Origin of the sequence: Maribacter sp. Asnod1-A12 (genome assembly GCF_045063735.1) — a bacterium.
Classification (GTDB): Bacteria; Bacteroidota; Bacteroidia; order Flavobacteriales; family Flavobacteriaceae; genus Maribacter.
In genome coordinates this window covers 3888032-3908113 of record NZ_JBEFNZ010000006.1, presented here as the reverse complement: position 1 = coordinate 3908113, position 20082 = coordinate 3888032, and the positions used below count along the sequence as shown (strand labels likewise).

The 20082-nt window shown below is 31.6% G+C and carries 21 protein-coding genes; 3 read left to right on the top strand and 18 right to left on the bottom strand.

Features of this window, described 5'->3' with window-relative positions; genetic code table 11:
- Positions 1–70: 70 nt before the first annotated feature.
- The 12 genes from ACJJVP_RS16820 to ACJJVP_RS16765 all read right to left on the bottom strand — a co-directional run bounded on the left by ACJJVP_RS16820 (position 71) and on the right by ACJJVP_RS16765 (position 13263).
- Complete coding sequence (locus ACJJVP_RS16820) at positions 71–895, bottom strand: hypothetical protein (protein ID WP_405415509.1); 825 nt, start codon at positions 893–895, stop codon at positions 71–73.
- 696 nt (positions 896–1591) lie between these two features.
- Entirely contained in the window at positions 1592–2728 is a 1137-nt protein-coding gene (locus tag ACJJVP_RS16815; RefSeq protein WP_405415508.1) for a YHYH protein, read from the bottom strand.
- A 139-nt stretch (positions 2729–2867) separates the two neighbouring features.
- Positions 2868–4442, bottom strand: coding sequence for a sulfatase (locus ACJJVP_RS16810; RefSeq protein ID WP_405415506.1), 1575 nt, complete (start codon positions 4440–4442; stop codon positions 2868–2870).
- Between the two features lie 196 nt (positions 4443–4638).
- Positions 4639–6954 (bottom strand): TonB-dependent receptor, encoded by a 2316-nt coding sequence (locus ACJJVP_RS16805; RefSeq protein ID WP_405415505.1) that lies wholly within the window; start codon positions 6952–6954, stop codon positions 4639–4641.
- Between the two features lie 123 nt (positions 6955–7077).
- Complete coding sequence (locus ACJJVP_RS16800; RefSeq protein WP_405415502.1) at positions 7078–7464, bottom strand: hypothetical protein; 387 nt, start codon at positions 7462–7464, stop codon at positions 7078–7080.
- An 83-nt stretch (positions 7465–7547) separates the two neighbouring features.
- Complete coding sequence (locus ACJJVP_RS16795) at positions 7548–8198, bottom strand: peroxiredoxin-like family protein (RefSeq protein WP_405415501.1); 651 nt, start codon at positions 8196–8198, stop codon at positions 7548–7550.
- Positions 8199–8467: 269 nt separating this feature from the next.
- Positions 8468–8842 (bottom strand): cupin domain-containing protein, encoded by a 375-nt coding sequence (locus ACJJVP_RS16790; protein ID WP_405415498.1) that lies wholly within the window; start codon positions 8840–8842, stop codon positions 8468–8470.
- Between the two features lie 215 nt (positions 8843–9057).
- Positions 9058–9453, bottom strand: a complete 396-nt coding sequence (locus ACJJVP_RS16785; RefSeq protein ID WP_405415496.1) for a MauE/DoxX family redox-associated membrane protein — start codon at positions 9451–9453, stop codon at positions 9058–9060.
- A gap of 107 nt (positions 9454–9560) precedes the next feature.
- A complete protein-coding gene (locus ACJJVP_RS16780; RefSeq protein WP_405415493.1) occupies positions 9561–10031 on the bottom strand; it encodes a hypothetical protein in 471 nt (156 codons plus the stop codon).
- Between the two features lie 610 nt (positions 10032–10641).
- On the bottom strand, positions 10642–11202 hold the full coding sequence (locus ACJJVP_RS16775; RefSeq protein WP_405415491.1) for a hypothetical protein: 561 nt from the start codon (positions 11200–11202) through the stop codon (positions 10642–10644).
- A 269-nt stretch (positions 11203–11471) separates the two neighbouring features.
- Positions 11472–12140 carry a hypothetical protein gene (locus ACJJVP_RS16770; RefSeq protein ID WP_405415489.1) on the bottom strand — a complete coding sequence of 223 codons (669 nt, stop codon included), beginning with the start codon at positions 12138–12140 and terminating at the stop codon, positions 11472–11474.
- Positions 12141–12273: 133 nt separating this feature from the next.
- Positions 12274–13263 (bottom strand): XAC2610-related protein, encoded by a 990-nt coding sequence (locus tag ACJJVP_RS16765; protein ID WP_405415487.1) that lies wholly within the window; start codon positions 13261–13263, stop codon positions 12274–12276.
- Between the two features lie 313 nt (positions 13264–13576).
- Between ACJJVP_RS16765 and ACJJVP_RS16760 the strand changes: the two genes are divergently transcribed.
- From ACJJVP_RS16760 to ACJJVP_RS16750, 3 genes are read left to right on the top strand one after another with little or no spacing between them, the layout of a single operon-like run.
- Positions 13577–13957: an acyl-CoA dehydrogenase family protein gene (locus ACJJVP_RS16760; RefSeq protein ID WP_405415484.1), complete on the top strand. Its 381-nt coding sequence runs from the start codon at positions 13577–13579 to the stop codon at positions 13955–13957.
- Positions 13958–13975: 18 nt separating this feature from the next.
- Positions 13976–14137, top strand: coding sequence for a hypothetical protein (locus ACJJVP_RS16755; protein ID WP_405415481.1), 162 nt, complete (start codon positions 13976–13978; stop codon positions 14135–14137).
- Between the two features lie 27 nt (positions 14138–14164).
- Positions 14165–14698: an acyl-CoA dehydrogenase family protein gene (locus tag ACJJVP_RS16750; RefSeq protein ID WP_405415480.1), complete on the top strand. Its 534-nt coding sequence runs from the start codon at positions 14165–14167 to the stop codon at positions 14696–14698.
- A gap of 186 nt (positions 14699–14884) precedes the next feature.
- On the opposite strand, the gene ACJJVP_RS16745 is transcribed toward ACJJVP_RS16750, so the two are convergent.
- The 6 genes from ACJJVP_RS16745 to ACJJVP_RS16720 all read right to left on the bottom strand — a co-directional run bounded on the left by ACJJVP_RS16745 (position 14885) and on the right by ACJJVP_RS16720 (position 20050).
- A complete protein-coding gene (locus ACJJVP_RS16745) occupies positions 14885–15274 on the bottom strand; it encodes a hypothetical protein (protein WP_405415478.1) in 390 nt (129 codons plus the stop codon).
- A 142-nt stretch (positions 15275–15416) separates the two neighbouring features.
- Positions 15417–16856, bottom strand: coding sequence for a hypothetical protein (locus ACJJVP_RS16740; protein ID WP_405415476.1), 1440 nt, complete (start codon positions 16854–16856; stop codon positions 15417–15419).
- A gap of 239 nt (positions 16857–17095) precedes the next feature.
- Entirely contained in the window at positions 17096–18010 is a 915-nt protein-coding gene (locus tag ACJJVP_RS16735; protein ID WP_405415474.1) for a helix-turn-helix domain-containing protein, read from the bottom strand.
- Between the two features lie 16 nt (positions 18011–18026).
- Positions 18027–18275 carry an Atu4866 domain-containing protein gene (locus tag ACJJVP_RS16730; protein ID WP_405415472.1) on the bottom strand — a complete coding sequence of 83 codons (249 nt, stop codon included), beginning with the start codon at positions 18273–18275 and terminating at the stop codon, positions 18027–18029.
- Positions 18276–18287: 12 nt separating this feature from the next.
- The gene (locus ACJJVP_RS16725; protein WP_405415469.1) at positions 18288–19133 is read right to left on the bottom strand and encodes an SDR family oxidoreductase; all 846 of its coding nucleotides are present in this window, start codon (positions 19131–19133) and stop codon (positions 18288–18290) included.
- A 293-nt stretch (positions 19134–19426) separates the two neighbouring features.
- Positions 19427–20050, bottom strand: coding sequence for an HmuY family protein (locus tag ACJJVP_RS16720; protein ID WP_405415467.1), 624 nt, complete (start codon positions 20048–20050; stop codon positions 19427–19429).
- Between the last annotated feature and the right edge of the window lie 32 nt (positions 20051–20082).

The following is a 20082-nucleotide window of genomic DNA, read 5'->3' as shown; positions in this document are numbered from 1 at the left end:
TTTTAAAAGATAAACCAAGTCATGCAATAAATTACTGATTACATAACTTGGTACTTTAAAGTCTATAATGTTATCTTGTTCTGTGTTCAGGTAATAATGTATAAACAAAGATATTATCGTTTTGATAATCTAGATACAGCTCTTCATTTCCATTACCGTTTTCATAAGAAAACACAGTTCTGCTATATGGTCTATAGTTATCATCTTTTTGATTATAGGCAATTACTTCAATAAGGTTGTTACCATCATAAATATATTCTATTTTACGCTGTCCTCTTTGATAATACATAGTTTTCATATTGTCGGCGTACTCAAAATTAAACCATGTTATTGATTGGCTAATATCTTTTAGTTTATCTCCATCATAGGTATACTTGTATGGGGTGTTAGTTACATCTTTTAGCTTAAGATTTTTCTTTTTTGTAGCATCACCACGTAAAGCTTCAGTTAATTTATTTCCATCGTATGAATAGAACCATTTACTTATTTGTGGCTTTTTGGCACCATGATATTTAATGTTCTTTAGCGTTGATATCTTACCATCTTCATCATAAGTAAGTTCAAGATTAATACTATAATAATATTGTTTTATAAAAATTGGTCGGTTGTTTTCAAGATCCATTTCAAACCTAACTTTATTTTCAGGATTTGTGGCTTCAATATGGTTGTCGCTATATTTAAAGTCTAATGTAAATCTGTAATCGATTCTGCCATCGTTTTCAATGGTATTGATTTTTTTTAATTTATCACCTTCATAGGTTAGTGAGGAAGTACCCTGAAGTGTTTGTTCTAAAGTAGTATTATCATACCTGTAACTTTTAATTTCAGATACACGCTGTTGAGCACTTAGTTGTAGGCATACGGTAAAGAATAAAAGAGAGAAAATTTTTTTCATGATTAAATAGGGATTTGTTATTAAATAAAATTAAATTGAAAAATATGCTTTTTTTATAAGTAGATACAACGTTATTTTCAAAATGTTATTTAGTCAAATCAATACTAAAAAAACCTTGACTAGTTTGCCGTATCAATTCGTTTGCATCAATTTTTATTGATTTGTGATAACGATTTTCTAATTTTTTTGTTGAGTAGCACTATTTTTTAAACTGTATATCTCAAATATTCTATTTATTTAAGACCAATCATTTAAATCTTTTACAGCAAAACCTAAACTAGATTTATTACTATGTTAAGGTATTAACAATCTGTTTTCGATTCTCGCTGAATTATGTAAAATCTGCATAATAGGAAAAACCGATAATAATAGTTTTATGATATTTTCTAATTGTATTTACTGGCATTACATCGTAGTATGTCGTTTTGCTAGAAGTAAACTCTATTTCAAGGACATTATTTTCATTTAATTTTTTATGCTTTTCTAATTTAAGGAAGTTTTCTTCGTAAACTAGTTTTGTGTCTGCGGATTAAAAAAAAATACGGTCATAGGTTCTAATACTTTGCAAAAAAAAGGTATTCAGTTGATGTAAGACCGTTATAATTAAAGTCTAGATTACCATCAGATATAGGTACGAGCATGAAAGTGAAATACAGTAGATTTTATTTTTTCATTAGTGGGTTTCATTATAATGATTTATTTCGCAATAGCTCCACTAAAGCAGTTAATGAAATTGTTGTTTCCTGCGGCATCTACATGGTAATGGTAACCTCTAATATCATCATAATGACCACGGCATTCATCTAGGTCTTCTGGTACATTACCTTCGGTGTTTAGTTGTGCATAAAGACCAAAACCATCCATGGCATAACCTATCATTGGGGCATGATGATCATGTTGTGCATGCTCTTTAGTTTTACCTGTAGCGGCATGGTAGTGGTACCCATTATCCATATTTATATGTCCGCCAGCATCATCGATTGGTGGGATGGTATACCCTTCTAAAATTATATGAAGTGGGGCAGGGGCGTCAAAGATCACTCCGTTAAATGCGATTCCTCTTTTTATAGGTCCGCCTAGTCTTTCTCCTTCATTATCGCCTGGTGGCGGTCCGTTTGGTGGTGGTCCATTCGGTCTTTCTCCTTCAGAATTTATGTCTTGTGGTGGTCCTTCATGATTTTCATTAGTTGGATTTTCTCCATCTCTATCATGGTTTGGTGGTGGTCCGCCTCGTTCTCCATGTGGTGGGTTGCCACCTTGAGGGTCGCCAGAAAGATTAATTGGGGCTTCTAATTTAATCGGAGTTATAGGTATGCGATAAGTGCTAGATAGATTGCTAACATACTTAGGTAAACACTCAATGCAATAGTTGATGAATTCGTCTTGCAATTGTGCACCCATTAGCTTGATACAATCATCTTCGCTCTTGGTTCTAAATACGTCTCCGTTAGTATCGTACAATTTCCAAAAATCATCATGATAAAGTTTTGGTAGCTCTTTTATAAACTCGCCATCGACATCATACATTTTACCATCTTTAAACCAAATACCACCTTTTTCGGAACCGTCATTTATAGTATGTGGACACCAAGGACCCATTTCATGATCTTCAGGAATACTAGAAGTTGTTATTTGAAAACATTTTGTTTTCGTGCCATCGCTTAGTATACAGTTAACAGTATCTATGCTTAAGCTATTATTAGTAAGAAAAAGAGAAGCATCTACATTTTTGATAATTTGGTCTTTTTCTACTTTTTTAGAGGTTTGTTTACAGGATAGAAAAACTGTAAACAGTATGCTTAAAACTAATGTTAATGAATTTAGATTTTTCATATCTTGAACTAATAGTGAATTTCATAAAACAAAGAATACCTAAATTAATAAATTACTTATCATAAAAGTAATGGTAGTATCGCTAACCCATCAATATTAAATCAAAACCTACAAGATTACAATATTTTATTGTAGTTGTTTATTCCAATAAATTAGGTTTGGCTTTTCTCCAGCCGGCTTCAAGTTGTTTAGATAATGTTGCTTTTACTTCTATTAACTTAGTTTTAGTTATAATGTTGACTGTTTCATTAGGGTCATTTTTACGGTCATATAATTCCTTACCTGTCAATTCGCCTCTGGTCCCGGTTTTAGGATCCCAAGTATACCATTCAATATAATGATATTCTTTTGTATTGATGGAATAACCCATATATCGCTTGCCATCTGCAGAAACTTTCGGCCTTCTATGAAATTGGCTAAAGGCCGCGCTTTTCCATGAACGTTGTGGTTCTTTGATTAAGGGAACAAAGCTTGTACCTTGCATATAATCAGGAATGTCTATACCAGCGATTTCACATAACGAGGGAAACATATCTATTAGTTCGGTGATTTCATATGTTTGAGCCCCTCTATTTTCTTGATTTGGATACCTTATGATCATAGGTACTTGTAAATCTATATTATAATTGGTCATTTTACCCCAACTATTATGATCTCCTAATTTCCAACCGTGATCTCCCCAAAGTATGATGATGGTGTTGTCATATAATCCGATTTGTTTTAAGTGCGCAACCAAATTACCCACTAAAGCATCTATATAACTTACACTGGCATAATACCCATGTTTTAATTTTCGAGACCTTTCCTCGTTCATTTTAAAATTTGACTGAGGGTGCCCTATATCATTAAAACCATCATAATGCCTTAATTCATACATGGAGTTCATTGTATGCCCAGGTGCATTTTGGGGTACATTGGGGTTGACCGCTAACGGAATTTCTTGTGCATCATATAGATCCCAGTATTTTTTCGGAGCGGTAAACGGCAAATGTGGTCTAAAATAACCTAAGCCCATGTAAAAGGGCGTTTCTATTTTCGCTAATCGGCTTAGTGTCTTTTTTGCCAATTCTGTTTGCGCCCCGTCATAATAAAGCGTGTCATGAACATCTGCTGCCTCCCAAGCCGGACCTGTATTCCATCCATCGGCATATCTTACAGGTCTTAATTTTAATAAAGAATCTCTAATTATTGCCTGCGATTTGTTGACTTCTTCGCTAAAGTAAAATGTCTCTCCATCTCTTTTTAGCCAATCTTTTTTAAGGTACTGTTTTGGTCGTAAGTCTGGTTCGTCCCAAGAAATGGAGTCTGGCATATAGTTGTGAAAAATTTTACCAAGGTTTACCGTGTGATATCCATTTTTTGAAAAATATTGGGGCATGGTAACGGTGTTAGGGTTAATTTCTCGAAACTTATCACCTAAATGCCACACGCGAGTAGAATCGGGTCTTAAACCGGTCATTAAACTAGCTCTAGATGGTGCGCAAACCGCTACCTGAGAAAACGTTTGCCTAAATGTCATTCCTTCAGCAGCTAGTTGATCAATATTCGGTGAAATCGCTATGGTGTCCCCATACGCACCTAATGTAGGTCTAAGGTCATCGACAGAGATAAAAATTACATTAGGTCTCGTTTTGATTTCTTTTTGTGCATTACAGATATAGTTGGATATAAGTGCCGTAAGAACAAGTAATCGATAGGTGAGCTTATTTTTCAAATGGTTTTTTTATAATTGAACAATGTAATGTATAAATATACATAGACACGTGCATTTTCTAATAAAAGCTCTTAAAAATTTGCTAAGAAGATAGAAGCAGTAAATCAAGTATCCTAAATATAATTTTTTAACTACTTAGTTTTACTCGAATTACTGCTTCGTAATAACAAAATATTTTAATTTTACTTAACTTATATTATAATTTGCCGGTCAAAGTAATGCCGTACATTCTAGGGCTTCCCAACATATAAGAGCCAAACCCCCAAGATAAGTAACGCTCATCGGTAATATTCCTAGCCCAAAAAGCAAGATTAAAATGGTTGCTTGTGATACCGAAACGAGTGTTAAGTGTAGTATATGCCTGTTGGCTTAAACTGTTTTCGAAATCTAGTTGATATTCACCAATATACTTAAGTTCACCTCTTAGAAATAGTTTTAAATTCTGGTTGGATTCTGAAATTGAAGCATTGTATTGTGCCGCTATTAAGGATTGGTAAACAGGGGTGTATATTGCTTGATTACCTTTGTAATCAATTGTTGTAAAAGTATTTGCGTCAAATAGTTCAAGTTTTTTATAATTGCTATTAGAGGTGCTAGCAATCCAATCTACTTGTAAATTTTTGAATGGTAATACTGAAAGTTCAAGTTCTAAACCGTAATTGTCCATGTCACCAATGTTTTCTGTGGCATAGGTGGCACCATCTGTAGTAGTCGTTAATTGTTGGTCTTTTTGTTGAAAATAAAAAGCGGTTATGTTTAGTTTTAATTTGTCTTTCCATAAACTATTTTTAGTTCCAATTTCGTAATTATCTGATTTTTCAGGATCGTAGGTAGGACTAGTTTCATTCCCAAAATTAAATCCACCTATTCTAAACCCTTTTGCATAAGACCCATAAATCATAGAATTATCGGTTACTTGATAATTTAAAATAAATTTAGGCGTAAAGGCATTAAAGGTTTTGTCGTTAGAGCTATCTTCAGATGAAACAGAAACTAAACCATCTTTTTCAAAACTGGAATTCTGAGTTAGCTTACGATGTTCAACGTCATAACGGGTTCCTACGGTTACATCAATTTTTTTTGTAATCGCATAATTGGCTTGACCAAAAAAAGCAATTCCTATATTATCCTTTACACCATTTGTAATAGTTGAATAAGGTGCCGAAGGGTCAAATATTGCAAAATCCTCTTCATAATAAGTAATGAATTTGCTTTTTGCTTTTTCAAGAAAAAGGTAGGTGCCAGCTGTCCAGCTTAATTTACTCTCATTTGCCGGTGATGTAAACCGAAATTCTTGCGTTACCTGGTTTTGATCATTTGATGTGTCTCCGCTAATAAATTTGGAAGAGGTAAAATCAAAATCGTATCGATCATCGAACCAACTTTCATAATCTACAAAAGCGGTTATAGAGGTGAAGTTGAATTTTTCGCCATAATAATGAGCAGCAAAAGATGCATTAAAGTTTTTTCGACGTTCGGTATTATCATAATTTCCAAAAGCCTTGTAAGGTTCATTAATAGCGATGCTATCTGTAGCTACCCATGGGTATGCTCCCTTATCTTTATTGTTTTCATATCTTGTAGTTAAATCAAGTGTCCAATTATTAGAGGCTATATATTTTAGATTAATATTGCCACTATAGGCTTCTTTTCCATCAAACTCATCGGTACCTATAGTAGGGTTTTCATAAACTGCACCTCTTTTATTTAATTGAAGTCCGGTATTTATAAATAATTTATCTTTTATTAACGGGGTATTATACCCCAGGCTGTAACGTTGTTGCTCATAATTACCCAAATCAAGCTCTAAAAACCCCGATGTGGTATTTTTAGGTTTTTTTGTAATAACGTTAAGCACGCCACCAAAAGCATTTCTGCCATATAGTGTTCCTTGTGGTCCACGAAGTATTTCTACTCTCTCGATATTGTTAAAGTTTAGTGGTGCAGAATAAAAGTCAAATTGATAGACCCCGTCAACATAGGTAGCAACAGACTGTTCGTTAGTAAAGCCCATTGCACCACGAAAATTTAAAAAATTGGAACCTGTACTATTCCCATGCTCAATTGTGAATGCACTTGGTGCAAGTGCCGTTAAGTCACTAATTGACCAAACTCTGTATTCTTCTAATTGTGCTGCATTTAGAGCTGTAACAGCCAATGGGGTCTTTTGCAGGTCTGTTTCTATTTTATTAGCGGTTATTACTACTTCGTTTAAAGATTCGGTTTGATCGAAAAGTATAATCTGTAATTTTAAATTATTCGTAGTAACTTTTATGGTTTCTACTTTAGTTGCATAACCCACTGCTCTAAATTGTAATTCGTACATTCCAGGTACTAAGTTTAGATCGAAATTACCTTCGATATCCGCTGCACTTCCTATATCACTATTAAGCACTAAAATATTGACAAACGGTATCGATTCCCCATTGGTAGACTTAATTATTCCCTCTATATTTTGGGCAATACTACTTGTGATTACAAAGCATAGTACTGCCGTTAATAAGTATTTCATACTCACTTTATTTAATTTAAATATTTGGTATTAGTTTTTGTCAAGTAAGAATATACCTTACCTGAATAACCTAAAAATATTGATTCTAGGTTTTGAGTATTTCTATTAAATAGAAATAAGAATTTAAATTAAATTTTGTTTTGGAGGTCTAAATATATATGATAGAAAACAAGAAGTATACTGTATGTTAGTGTATGTGGACAGTGTTTCTTTAGTGTGATTAACTAATTGATTAATAGTAAAAAAAGAATTTTTCGAGAAGAAATATTGTGCCACAATTTGTTCTTTTTTAGGAGTAGGGGATTGCTTTTCTTCTTTCTCTTCTGCCTTTTTAAGTTTTTGGGCTAAAAAGCATTTTCCATTACACGATAGCATTGGTTTTTTCTTATTGATACAAAGTACTTTTGCAATAAAATCTTGATTCATTGTAAAATTAATGAAGATACCAACCTTCGTCAAGTTGGGTAACATGAGTGCTATTACTATCGATATGGAAAGTAGTTTTTTCAAGCGTTCGTTCTTACCTGTAAATTTAATATTTTAAAGCATAGTTAATAGCTATTGATGTTATTCAATCTTTAAAATTTGATAGCTTAAGAAAAACTCTTTAACACCTCAATAATTTCATCAGGTTCAGATCGAGTTCTATAATCAACATTCACATAATTCCAAGTTACAATTCCATCAGTATTTAATATAAATGTAGCGGGAATAGGTAGTATGTTTGCATTTCCGTTATTTATTATTTCTAAATCGAGACCTCTGTCAACTCGCATGTGTTCCATTAAAAATTCAGGAACTTCCCAGGCTACCCCATATGCCATAGCAACTTTCGCATTTTGGTCTGATAATACGGTAAAGTCCATTTTACTTATTTCGGTTTTTGTCAATGAGCCGTCTGGTACTTGCGGACTTATAGCTATTAATGTAGCACCTAAAGATTGTATTTCTTTTAATTTACTTTGTAAAGCCCTAAGTTGTAAGTTACAGTAAGGGCACCAATCTCCTCGATAAAAAGTAACAACTACAGGACCTTTGTCTAAGAAAGATTGTAATGAAGTGGCTTTACCTTTTGCATTCGGAAGTGTAAATTCTGGAGCTTTTTGATCAATTTTGAGAGCCTCACTTCCTTGTTGAAAAGATTTTGCCTTGTTGATAATATCATCAACACCTTTCATAAACTCAGGCTTGGCTTTTCTACCCGCTTCAATTTTAGCCTCTGTTTGTTCTTTTAAACTTTTCATTTTTGTCTAATTATATAGATTGTTGTTTGTAATAAATAAAGGAAATGGGATTTATTTTTATGATTTTGTTAGTATCTTAAAAGTAAATATGAGGTGTAAAAGGCTTCATCTAAATTTTTGCCGAAAAAAAAAGCATATGCGAAAAGCGACCGGTCGGAAGCATTATCGCATATACGTTTTTGTATTTTTTAAGAAAACACGAAACAGTAATTAACTTTTAATTAAACCTTGCTTAAAAAAAATACTGTTATGTGCAGGGTATTCTTTTACTATTTTTTGTCTCCAAAATAAGACACACCACCACCACTTAAAAAATCTTCTCTTACCGGACTAAACGTGTCAATAAGCATACCTTCTTCAAGGCAAACTGCACTATGCAATAAATTAGGCTCAATATAAACCCCGTCTCCTGCTTCTACAATTTGTTTTTTTCCATCAATTTCAAATTCGAATTTGCCAGAAACACAGTAGGTAGCCTGAGTATGAAAATGTTGATGTGGAGCACCTAACGCACCTTTGTCAAATTTTACTTTTACCATCATGATCTGGTTGTCGTAACCTAAGAATTTTCTTGACACACCTCCGCCAAGATTTTCCCATTCCATATCTTTAGTAATGATGTACTTTTCACTTAATCGTTCCATTCTTTTTAATATTGTTTTATACTGTAGTAAGTTATAATACTTCGGGAAAGATAATTTAATTATAAATAATTAAAGAAATAAGAATACTAATTTTTGTGATTTTTGGATGTATTGCAGATTAATATTCTTAAGTAATTGAAATATTAATATCACTAACCTGATCGACTGTTCTCTACTATTTGACAATAGTCTGTCTTAAATTAAAAGCGATATTTTTAATTTATTTTAGGTTTTTCGTTCATAAAATATAGTAGTAAAAACAGGAAACCAATATAAGAAGCCTGTAAGCCTACCAAGTCCCATTTTTGAGCAAAAGAGCTACCTATCACTAATATGTTCATAAGAGCGAAAGTAGAAATTAGTGTTTCTCTAGTAAATTTATTTAGAATTAATAGAAGACCGATAATAAGTTCGGCAAACGGAATTATATATGCTAATGGAGTTATTAAAATTTCGGGTAATAGGGTATCTTTAAAAGTGTTCTGCATTCCCGAAACAAACTTATCTAAATTAGGTAGCCTTACTATTCCATGAAAGAAATAATTAATTCCGAATGAAATGCGTAATAAATGAATTGCTAGGCTTTTGTTATCTAAGTTCTTTAAAATCATTTTAAGGCGTTTTAAGAATAATTAAATTTAAGAAAAGAGAATCTTTTACTTCTATAATATACTTGTCGAACTTGGTCATGGTTTATTACAAAATAACGCTACTAAGTTTACTGCGGTATTGACATTGTTTTAAAACTCCACTCTTTGTTGGTTTTATAATTCTTTAAGAAATTGGGGCCTTTTACTCCTGCGTAAATTATTGCTGCACCTGGTATTGTCAATAAAAATGCAGATGACTCCCCAAAAATTCCGGCAATTGTACCTATAGCTATAGTTGCCAAACCTATATAAACCAAAAGACCGTTGGTAAAAAGTGATAATAAAAGAGGATTTTTTTTAATACTGACTATGTCTGAAATCAATATATTCTGATTCTTTATTTCTATTGATTGTTCGTCAAATATTGTAAACCTTCCTGAAATTTTTTCACCATTATGAGTTCTTATTGTTATTCTTTTGTTCTCTTTAATTGTAATTTCTTTTGCAATTCTTTTGTTTAAAATTTTCAACGAATTTTCTTGAGCAAAAGAAGCAAAGGAAAAAAATAAAAAGGTTATAAAAAATAGTGCTTTATGCATAACGGCGTTTTAATTTGAATGTTAAAACAAATCATTAAGTAAAAAGGAAATATATCATGGTTTAATTTTTATATAATTTATTTTTAGGACAGTATTTATGTAATTAAAAATTAAATAGTTTGAATTTAACCTTCATTATTTTAAACCTTCAGAGCAATAATAATGTGGTAATATGGTAAATAAACAATGCTCAATGATCATCCATTCTAAGAAAAAATAAAAGGCAGTGCTTAGAGCACCGCCCTTTATTTGTATTATGACAAGTTTTAGAAAATTTTTATTCGCAATAAAATATGGTTTAACACATTTAAGCTGTGGTGGTTTCTGTGCGCTACCTCTCATTATAACAATATTATCTCTACAAAATTAATTATTTGCCATTATCTTAAATTAGAGTACACGTAGGGTTAATAGACTTATTTGCATCAGCAATAGTAGTGTTCTTTAATTTAATGTAGCTTCCTTCAATTATATATACGGCCTTTCCATTTCTTGTACTGTTATTTTTTAATTTACAGTCTTCTAAATACGCCGTAGAGAAGATGTCAGGGTCATTTCTCCAAGAAGAATCAATTAAGTCATGTTTTGAAAACCGTATTGGGGGTAGTTTTTATTCAGGTAACTTGTCATAAATCGTGGTGTTTACAGCAATTTTAATTTCTCTTTTAACGTTTCTGGGCATTTCAAATTCAATTGTAATATGCCCTTTTAGTTTTTCATATTTTTTATTCAATTTTATTTCAAAGCCTAAATTTCGGTATAAAACATTATTATATTCCCATATAGCGTATTCTTGTAAGTATACAGCTCTTCCATTATCTACAAATTGTAATTTCTCGTTGTTTTCAGTTATAAGTTCATAGTCTTTAAACGAATATGTTGTAAAATCAGAAATATCATCGTCTTTGTTGGTTATGGTTCCGTTGTTTTTATCAAATTCTTCAATTTCCGTTTCAGATATCGGATATCTTGTAAAAAGATATAATTCATCCGTTTGTTCCTTTTTGATTTCTGTAATATCTCCAATAGAGATTTTTGCATTTTTTACAATATCATCTAAAAATTGTTCTGTTTCTTTTTTAGAATATTTATAATTGGAATATTGTTGCCCATTACAAGAAATTAGTAAGAACGATATAATTATAAAGAGGCATAGATTATAAGCTTTCATTTTTTTAATCTTTATTTTTTTAATGGTAAGCTGTGCTAGATGACCGCCAATGTCTAGGCTAAGCGTAGCACGGTAATAAGATAATTTTTTATTTTAGTCTTATCACAAAACTAAAGAATATTGCCTACTTGATGGCGAGACTGGTTTGGTTTTATATTATCTCTTCGAAAGCTAAATCCATAAGATTTAGCGATATCATAAATATACGCAGACCTTTCGATTTTTCTTTAAATACCGCATTACATTTAGGTTGGGTTTGCAAACGTATTTTAATATACTAAGGCTAAAACCAATACTCGCCTTTCAACAGTACCAGTAATTTCCATATTATAATCGTTTATTCCTTGTAAAAGACTACTGACAGGGGTATAACCTGAAGCTGCTGTGTAAGTGTAGTATAAATTTATAAAAGAACTTTCGCTTTTTACAACTTCGAGTGCTTTAAAGTAATTTCCATAGTAGTTAAATTTTATTTGATTTTTTGCCAAAGCAAAGAGTGAATCTATTTTGACTGAATCTTTTGAATTTATAAATCTTGAATCTTCATAACTTTTGATTTTACCTCTTTCGTCTTTGTAAGTCCATCTTGAAACTATTTCTCTTTCCTTAACCCATACGGAATCGGGATATTGATATTTTTCGTTTATTAACCCACTTGATATATAGTTCTTTTCATTCTCTTTCGAGACTAATTCGCTTTTATTTGGAAAACTTTGCTGTGTAATTTCCACTATAAAATTCCAATAACTTTCGGATAAATCTGTGTTTGGATAGTTTTTTGCTAAAAAGTTATTTTCAAAGTCTTCGGTCAGCTTAGTTAGTGTTTCACTTTTTTCTGGTCCTAAAATCTTTTCAAATTTCTCCAAATCTACAGCAGTGCTTTTACAAGAAGTCAATAAAAGTAGAAGGATAGAAATTATAGCAAATTGATTCTTCATATGTTTGCCAACGGTTGGAGTAAGAATAGTAGTGGATGGATACGTACTAACTTTTCGGTCAAACAGAAACTTTTTTAAGTGCTTTGCGTTTAGCAATTAAACCGATATTATTTTATATAATATTATGTATAGACTATTTTGTACTTAAATTCTTCAATTTCAATTCAGAAAGGCTTGATAGCGTCACGTTTTCTCCAATATCTTTTGCTTTTAGATACACTTCTCTTTTTGATGTTTTTACTAAAATACCCCCTGAATCAACTTTGTAATCTACATTCTTGTTAATAAATGTCAAGGTGTTTTCAATTTTATTATAAATAAATTCATCTTTGAAGAGTAACTCTATTTTACTGTCTATATCTGTAAATACATAAAACAAATAATCTTCAAAAGCAAAAGCTCGAAACACACTCATCTTTTTTCCGTTTTCAAAGTTCATTGAATACACTTCAATAATATCAATTTCTTCGGCTAGGTAACTGTATTTTGTCTCTACTAAAGTATCATCTTTTCTGTTTTTTTCTACATAGTCTTCAGTAAGACCATCCGGGCTAAATGACCGTTCAATTATTTTTACTGGGATAGGTTTGTTTTCTTCAACTTTAAATTCTGAGAATTGATGCCAACAACATCCACTTTTTGTCATTGCATTAATTGTTTCTGATTCATAATCAATTTGGAACATACCACAATACTCTTGAGCTAATCTTGTAAATTCAGGACTATGTTTTAAGCCTTCTCCTGTTTCAAGATATACTTGAAAAGACGGACCGTGATAACAACTAAATTGTCCATCCATTACCGCTAAATCTTTTTTACCGTCAAAATTGAAGTCTTGATAAATGATAATACTTTGCTTCCCATAGGGTAACTCTACAATATCCGTTTCTATGTTTCCATCACTGGTCAATTCAAATGTAAACTCTTCAGATTTTATTGTTATGATGTTTTTATTAATATCATAAATTGAAATTTCTCCTTTCTTGAAAACATCATCCTCAAAACCATTTTCAATAGTCAATTCACCTTTGTATTTTTTAGAAAAACCATTAATCTCGTAAGTAGTTTGACTCAAAATGGAAAAAGAAATTAGACTCAATAGTAGTATCAAAATTTTATTCATATTCTTTTGTTCTGTTTGCATCTAACGTGTTAGTATTTGGAAATTTGAGGTTTTTTATACGAGGATTTTCCGAAGAAAATCTAAACATAGCAAACGTGAAACGACCTTTTGACTAAGTTGAAAATAACAATTTTATATGTGCTATTGTGTTATTCTTTCAAAATTATCATTTTGACACACTTAGTCAATTTATTGAAAGCCCTGCCCATTTTGCAAGAATATTCAAGAACGAAAATGGTATTACTCCTTTAAAATTTTAAAAAGCACAACTGTCTGTTTGAAAGGCGTCATAGATTAAAACTTCAGATGTATTATGAATACTCATGAAAACAAATTAAAGAAATGGTTGGATGTAATAGACCAACTTGGTGATCAATTAACTAAAAATGGAATAGCCCATGATCAGGCAGATACTTTTGTAGCCGATAATTATGGCTTATTGAAAAAGCATGGATTTTTAATGGTCATGATACCAAATTCATTAAAAGGTTATGGAGTTTCCTTTACTAACATGTGTGCTATATTGGTTAGAATAGCGCATTATTGTTCTTTTACAGCTTTGGCACTTTCAATGCACCAGCATTTACTAGCCGCAAATATTTGGAAATATAAACAAGAAGGCACTGGAGAAGAGTTTGTAAAAGGTGTAGTAGATAATAAGTTAATGTTGGTTAGTACAGGTGCTCACGACTGATTAGATTCTAATGGCACCATGAAAAAAGTTGAGCATGGTTATTTGGTCTCGGCAAAAAAACAATTTGCGAGTCAATCTGCAGTAGGCGATCTTTTGGTGACTAGTATTCCTTTTGATGATCAAAAAGAGGGTGGGCAAATACTCCATTTTATGGTACCTATGAATTCTAACGGAATATGATTGTTAGATGATTGGTACACACTGGGAATGCGTGGTACAGGGTCACAGACCGTAGTACTTGATAATGTATTTGTTTCAGAAGACGCTATAGTAATGAAAAGAGTAAAAGGTGAATTTCCTATGTTTTGGAATGTTGTCTTAACTGTTGCATTGCCTTTAATAATGGCACCTTATTTAGGTATCGCAGAAAAGGCGATGAAATTAACGTTAGAAAAGTCAAAAGCAAAACAAAGCAGACCTCTTCACAGTACTTTGTTACTTGGAGAAATATACAATAGCCTTACATTGGCTCAAGTGCTACATAAAGATATGATTGAAATAGCTAATGATTTAGATTTTCAAGCTAAAGAAAGAACAGGTGTTGAAATGTTGGCTAGAAAGACTTTGGTAGCAAATGCATGTACAAAAACGGTCAATAAAGCGATGGAAACAGCAGGCGGAAAAAGTTTTTACCGAATGTTTGAACTTGAGCGTCTCTTCCGCGACATGCAAGCAGTTGGTTTTCATATATTTCCTGAAAAACAACAGCAACATTTTACAGGAGAATTTTTATTGAAATAGTAAGTTATTTCTAATGGTTTGGCTATGAATAGTGTGGAAACAAACTATCGTTTGCTTTTCGCTATGTACTTAGTTTTTTGTTTTGCACGACCGTACCGAAGGGGTACATTCTGGTGTGTTATTTTGTTTTCCTTGTTCAAAGCAAAATTTAAAGATTTGTCTTCATTATCATTTTATTCGGCTATTCTAATCGTCAATCTTAGCCTGAGTAATATCGCTGAAAGTTGGAGGATTTTCAGTAAAGCTTGCAGCCCCCTTTTTATTAACTTTTAAAAGCACGTCTTTTGTAGTGGTAAATAATAGAACTGTAGAGAAGGATGTTTTAAGATGTGATTTTAAAATGATAAAAGCCTCATCTAAAGTAAGCTCTTCGGCTTGATCTTCTGTCTCTCTAGATCTATAACGAAATTTAAGTAAGACTTTAAAGCCATCTTCAGAATAGATTGGTCTTACAAATATATTTCTCAGATTAGGTTTACCTATGGTTTTTGCCATGGTTAATTTCGCAAAATCACCTTTTTCTACACTCTCTGTTACTTGTTTCCAAAAAATAAGAAATACATCTTGATAGGTCATAAATTAAAAATTGAAGAGCAAAACTACAAATTACCTAAGTAATGAATTTCGTAAATTTTTATAAAATATAGAGAATCAAATATTAAAACAGAAGTTGATTGAGAAAACAAAAAATTACTTGTAGCCATTGTTGTATGCAGTGTTATTTTTCCAGTCTCTTTTTTATTCTCGACCAAAAGTTTGATGTTTTATCTTTTTTTACATTTTCAAGCTCAGGTTTCCAATGTTGATTCCAATCATCAAGTTTGAGTATGTTTTCTGGTTCCAATTTTAGTTTTTCAATTAGATTGTTTATTTTTAATATTGTTTCTTTTCCTGTATTAATGATAGTATACTTATCTGGATGTGAAAAAATATCAGAAATTCCAAATTTCCCGATTTTGCCTAAAGGCATACGAATCCAAGTGTCTGTTTTAGGATGCCAAAATTGAGCTAAATCTACGGACTTATTTGTTCGACCAAATCTTTTTAATACAGCCCAATCCTCTGAGTATTTTTTAATACTGGTGCCTGAATCCAAATATTCTAAATTCCGTTTTCTTGTTTTCTTAGTTTTAAAGTCAATTTCAATTAAGTCTCCCTTTGAAACATACACAACTCGATAGTTTCCTGTTTGAAAAACACTAAAGTCGGAATGTTCTTCTGCAAATAATCCTGTATCGATGAGTTTTCTATTTTCCCATTTGTAAAAGGTAAAATGAAGCAGAATATAAACATCGCCATTTCCTGTTTTAAATACTCTTGGAAATTCCCCGTGAATATATCTTCGTGGCGTATTTACTTCTAATATTTTTTCACATTTTCTATTGCCACTGGTGACGGAAGAAACTAACCAAACATTTTTTTTATCTAATACTAACAGGTCGTTATCAACCCAAAATGGAAAAGCTAAAGTTGGAACTTTATCAGTAGAAGCTACTTGTTCCCAAGTATTAATATCAAATGGACTTTTACTGATTTTAATAATTCCAGTTTTATCAAGTTCGTTCTTAAATATAGCACAATGGTAATTGTTTGTTATGGAAGAATTAGTATAATTAACAGCTTTAGTTTCAAATTTTTTTAATGGCCATATTTTCGTGTCAATAAAATAATATTTACTTTTTTCATAACCACCACCTTTTGTGTAAAATCTTTCTTGACAAACAGATAGAGGATAGTTTAATCTTAAATGACCTTTTATAGATTGCTTTTCAAAAGGAATTTGCGAGGATAGGTTTATTAGTTTTGCTGATGTTCCCCATTTTTTTCTTGGTTGTTTTTGAAGTTGAAAATTAATTTTGTTTTTTTTGTTTTCCTTTTCAAAGTCTATTTTATTTTGCTCTTCTATTAGTACTAAACAATATGAGTCACTATCCTCTGTTATGTTGTAAAGAGTAAGGTTGAAAGTACTTAATTCTTGACCTAAAGCAAGTAAGTATTCCTCTGTGGGTTCAGAATTATAGTTTTCAATAAGAGATTTAAATTTTTTATCAGAAAAAACATTATGATGCTGATCCCATTTTTGAGTAAGTAAAGAAACAGTTTCATTAATTTCTTCTTTCCAATCAATCCTAATGCAATTGCTATCAGTATACTTCATTTAAATTAATTAGTTTTTTGTTTTTGGGCATTGCATACGTTAAGTATAAAAAATGTAGGGCAGGTGATAAGCACTTTCGTTTCGGTTTACTACTTAACTAAATATAAATATTTTGCTTTTATCTTTTCTGCTATAAATGCCATATTTTATATTTTATGGACTTTATAAATAAACACAGAACTTTCGTTTAGCACAAATGCCCTATGTTTTTTATATATTGTTAGCGGTAGTACTTTTACTCAATTAAAAGATTGTCTAAATTCAATAGGGGAAATATTAGTTTTATTCTTAAATAGTTTACTAAATGAAGTAGGATATTCAAAACCTAATTGATAGGCAATTTCACTCACGCTTAATTCTGTAGTTGATAATTTCTCTTTTGCTTTTTCAATTAATTTATTCTGAATGTGCTGTTGTGTACTATGACCGCTAATATTTTTTAATATGCTACTTAGGTAATTAGGAGAAAGGTTTAAATCATTTGCAATTTGAGTAACGGTAGGAATTTCATTAATAAGTGTTTCGTTATTATTAAAATAATTGTTTAATATTCTTTCCAGTTTTATAAGAATTTGATGATTGCTGATTTTTCTTGTAATAAATTGTCTTTCGTAATAACGTTCAGCATAATTGAGTAGTAACTCAATTTGTGAAATAATAATATTCTGACTGAATTTATCAATATTAGATTGATATTCTCTTTGTATATTTTTTAAAAGCTCTATAATAATATTTTCTTCTTTTTCGGAAAGGAAAAGAGCTTCATTAACAGCATAACCAAAGAAGTCATATTTTTTAATGGATTTTGCTAATGGTGTATTCCATAAAAAATCTGGGTGAATAAGAAGTAGCCACCCAGACGCATTTACTTGTATGTTCTGATTTATTTCAATCGTCAATATTTGTTGTAGTGCAACAAATGAAAATACACCTTCATCAAAATCATATTCTTGTTGTCCATAATTAAATTTCTCACTTACATTTCGTTTCAAACCAATAGAATAAAAATCTTGCACCCATTTAATTTTATCAGAATCTGTAGGGTAATTTACTTTGCTATAATCTACTAAACTAATTAGTGGATGTTCAGGCTTAGGTAAATTACAATAGTTATGAAACTCTCTAATAGATTTAAATTGATGTATCGTTTTCATTATTTAAATGTATGAATTAGTTTTCTTTATTTAGCACCATTCCTGCGTGATATAGGATTCCATTTCTGAATTCTCCATCAGCGGTAAATCCGGTATCATCTTTATAATCAATATGATTTCCTGTTACAAGATAGCCTCCTTGGTAAGCACTTTTTTTATTCCCTCTTGCTTCGTCATATCTATTGTTTGGAAGTAGTTCGTGACGGATATTTTCATCTTGGGTTACCCACATTCCAATATATTCTTTTGACTCTTCTATTGTCATTTGCTTTCAAAATTATTTTTTAAATCCTGTAGATGTTCCTAAAGTTCTGTTTTCTTCCAGAGCTTCCTGAATTGCATCTATTTTTAGGTTAGCATAATGATGCGCATCTTCCCCCATAAAAAAATGTATTGGTGGATTTTCTTGTTTATTTAAAGCGATTAATACTTCTGCTCCTTTTTCTGGGTCATTAGGTTGATTACCATCTATATCTTTTAAATGTGCTTGTTCCATTTCACGAGCAGATTTATATTCTTCAATTGGATTATTAGGTGTTTTTACAGAACCCTTTGATAAAAAATTGGTTCTAAAATAACCAGGATATACTAAGGTTGTGTGTACTCCAAACGCTTTCATTTCTTCAGCTAAAGCTTCTGTAAAGCCTGCAACAGCAAATTTTGTAGAGCAATAAATTCCAAAACCTGAAAAATTTCCTGTATAACCACCTATGGAAGCGATGTTGAAAATGTGTCCCGATTTTTGTTTGCGTAGATATTTTGAAGTATTTCTAATCACGTTTAGAGAGCCAAACACATTTACTTTAAAATTATTTTCGACTTCTTCTTCGGAAAGTTCCTCCAAAGTTCCAATTTGACTATAACCAGCATTATTAACTAAAACATCAATTCTACCAAAATGATTAATCGTAGTTTCAATAGCTTTTTTAACATTTTCGTTTTTCGTTAAATCCATTTCAATTGGTAAGAATTTTTCATTTTCTTCTCCAATCTCTTTAATTAAGGATTGTTTGTTTCTTGAAGTAGAGGCAACATTATAACCTTGTAAAAGAAGTTTTTTGGCTAATATTAATCCTAAACCTTTCGATGCACCTGTAATAAACCATACTTTTTTTGTATTCATATTCTTTAAATTAAGATTATGATACAAAGTTGGCTGATTTAAGAGTTTTTTACTTTTCCAAATCTAAGAATGATATAGTCAAATCTATCCTATTTGATGATTTTTGGACGTATTAACGCTAAAAATTAAATATATAACATATGTTATATATTTAATTTTATACCACCAATATAACAAATTACATTTGAATAAACCCCCTACTAGTTTAAACTGTATTAACAACTACTTTATACTAAATAAAAAAAGCCCGTCTTTACAGACGAGCTTTTATAAACAACTTAAATTAAAACAAACTATTCAAAAGAAGTTTCCCCTACGTTAGGGTTGTATACATAGTTAAAAGTATAATAGGGTGTTGCATCGGTAAATGGATCTGGCACCGCTGGGGCATCTTCGTAGTAGCTTATAAATTCTACTTTAGCATAATTACCCTCTGTAGTTTTAAAAACAAACACCTTACCAGGTATAGCGGTAACGGTAAAGCTTTCAGAATTGTAATTGTACCAGCCATTATCGCTACCTGTTGGTATGGCAAATGATGTTTCTGAGTCTTGGTTGAAAGTAAGGTCGGCGGCAGAGGTTACACTGGTAAATGTTCCAGTTACTATTGCAGCGCTAACATCTCCTTTTCTTGTTGGTTCATCTGTTGTACCTGTTGCAACGCCACCGTTTACGGCAATTGTTGTTCCTCTAAAGGCAATGTCCCAATCAGTATCACTAGTAGTTTCTGCGCCTGTTTCAAAATCGAATTTGGTGAATTCGCCACCAACGGGTTCGCCTTGTCCTCCTGTTTGTGGGGCGTATAGATTGCTTACCGTTTCAGTTAATAACGGTTCTGCTGGGGTACTGTCATCGTCGTTGCTACAAGAGGCGAATGCCACTGCTAAAAATGCTACTGCTAAAATGTTCTTCGTCATGGTCATGTAATTAATACCTGCGCGTTGTCAGG

Excerpts from the sequence above, each read along its gene's own strand:
- ACJJVP_RS16820 (WP_405415509.1), bottom strand. The coding sequence starts at position 895 with ATGAAAAAAATTTTCTCTCTTTTATTCTTTACCGTATGCCTACAACTA.
- ACJJVP_RS16815 (WP_405415508.1), bottom strand. The coding sequence starts at position 2,728 with ATGAAAAATCTAAATTCATTAACATTAGTTTTAAGCATACTGTTTACA.
- ACJJVP_RS16805 (WP_405415505.1), bottom strand. The coding sequence starts at position 6,954 with ATGAAATACTTATTAACGGCAGTACTATGCTTTGTAATCACAAGTAGT.
- ACJJVP_RS16795 (WP_405415501.1), bottom strand. The coding sequence starts at position 8,198 with ATGAAAAGTTTAAAAGAACAAACAGAGGCTAAAATTGAAGCGGGTAGA.
- ACJJVP_RS16790 (WP_405415498.1), bottom strand. The coding sequence starts at position 8,842 with ATGGAACGATTAAGTGAAAAGTACATCATTACTAAAGATATGGAATGG.
- ACJJVP_RS16785 (WP_405415496.1), bottom strand. The coding sequence starts at position 9,453 with ATGATTTTAAAGAACTTAGATAACAAAAGCCTAGCAATTCATTTATTA.
- ACJJVP_RS16780 (WP_405415493.1), bottom strand. The coding sequence starts at position 10,031 with ATGCATAAAGCACTATTTTTTATAACCTTTTTATTTTTTTCCTTTGCT.
- ACJJVP_RS16775 (WP_405415491.1), bottom strand. The coding sequence starts at position 11,202 with ATGAAAGCTTATAATCTATGCCTCTTTATAATTATATCGTTCTTACTA.
- ACJJVP_RS16770 (WP_405415489.1), bottom strand. The coding sequence starts at position 12,140 with ATGAAGAATCAATTTGCTATAATTTCTATCCTTCTACTTTTATTGACT.
- ACJJVP_RS16765 (WP_405415487.1), bottom strand. The coding sequence starts at position 13,263 with ATGAATAAAATTTTGATACTACTATTGAGTCTAATTTCTTTTTCCATT.
- ACJJVP_RS16760 (WP_405415484.1), top strand. The coding sequence starts at position 13,577 with ATGAATACTCATGAAAACAAATTAAAGAAATGGTTGGATGTAATAGAC.
- ACJJVP_RS16755 (WP_405415481.1), top strand. The coding sequence starts at position 13,976 with ATGAAAAAAGTTGAGCATGGTTATTTGGTCTCGGCAAAAAAACAATTT.
- ACJJVP_RS16750 (WP_405415480.1), top strand. The coding sequence starts at position 14,165 with ATGCGTGGTACAGGGTCACAGACCGTAGTACTTGATAATGTATTTGTT.
- ACJJVP_RS16745 (WP_405415478.1), bottom strand. The coding sequence starts at position 15,274 with ATGACCTATCAAGATGTATTTCTTATTTTTTGGAAACAAGTAACAGAG.
- ACJJVP_RS16740 (WP_405415476.1), bottom strand. The coding sequence starts at position 16,856 with ATGAAGTATACTGATAGCAATTGCATTAGGATTGATTGGAAAGAAGAA.
- ACJJVP_RS16735 (WP_405415474.1), bottom strand. The coding sequence starts at position 18,010 with ATGAAAACGATACATCAATTTAAATCTATTAGAGAGTTTCATAACTAT.
- ACJJVP_RS16730 (WP_405415472.1), bottom strand. The coding sequence starts at position 18,275 with ATGACAATAGAAGAGTCAAAAGAATATATTGGAATGTGGGTAACCCAA.
- ACJJVP_RS16725 (WP_405415469.1), bottom strand. The coding sequence starts at position 19,133 with ATGAATACAAAAAAAGTATGGTTTATTACAGGTGCATCGAAAGGTTTA.
- ACJJVP_RS16720 (WP_405415467.1), bottom strand. The coding sequence starts at position 20,050 with ATGACGAAGAACATTTTAGCAGTAGCATTTTTAGCAGTGGCATTCGCC.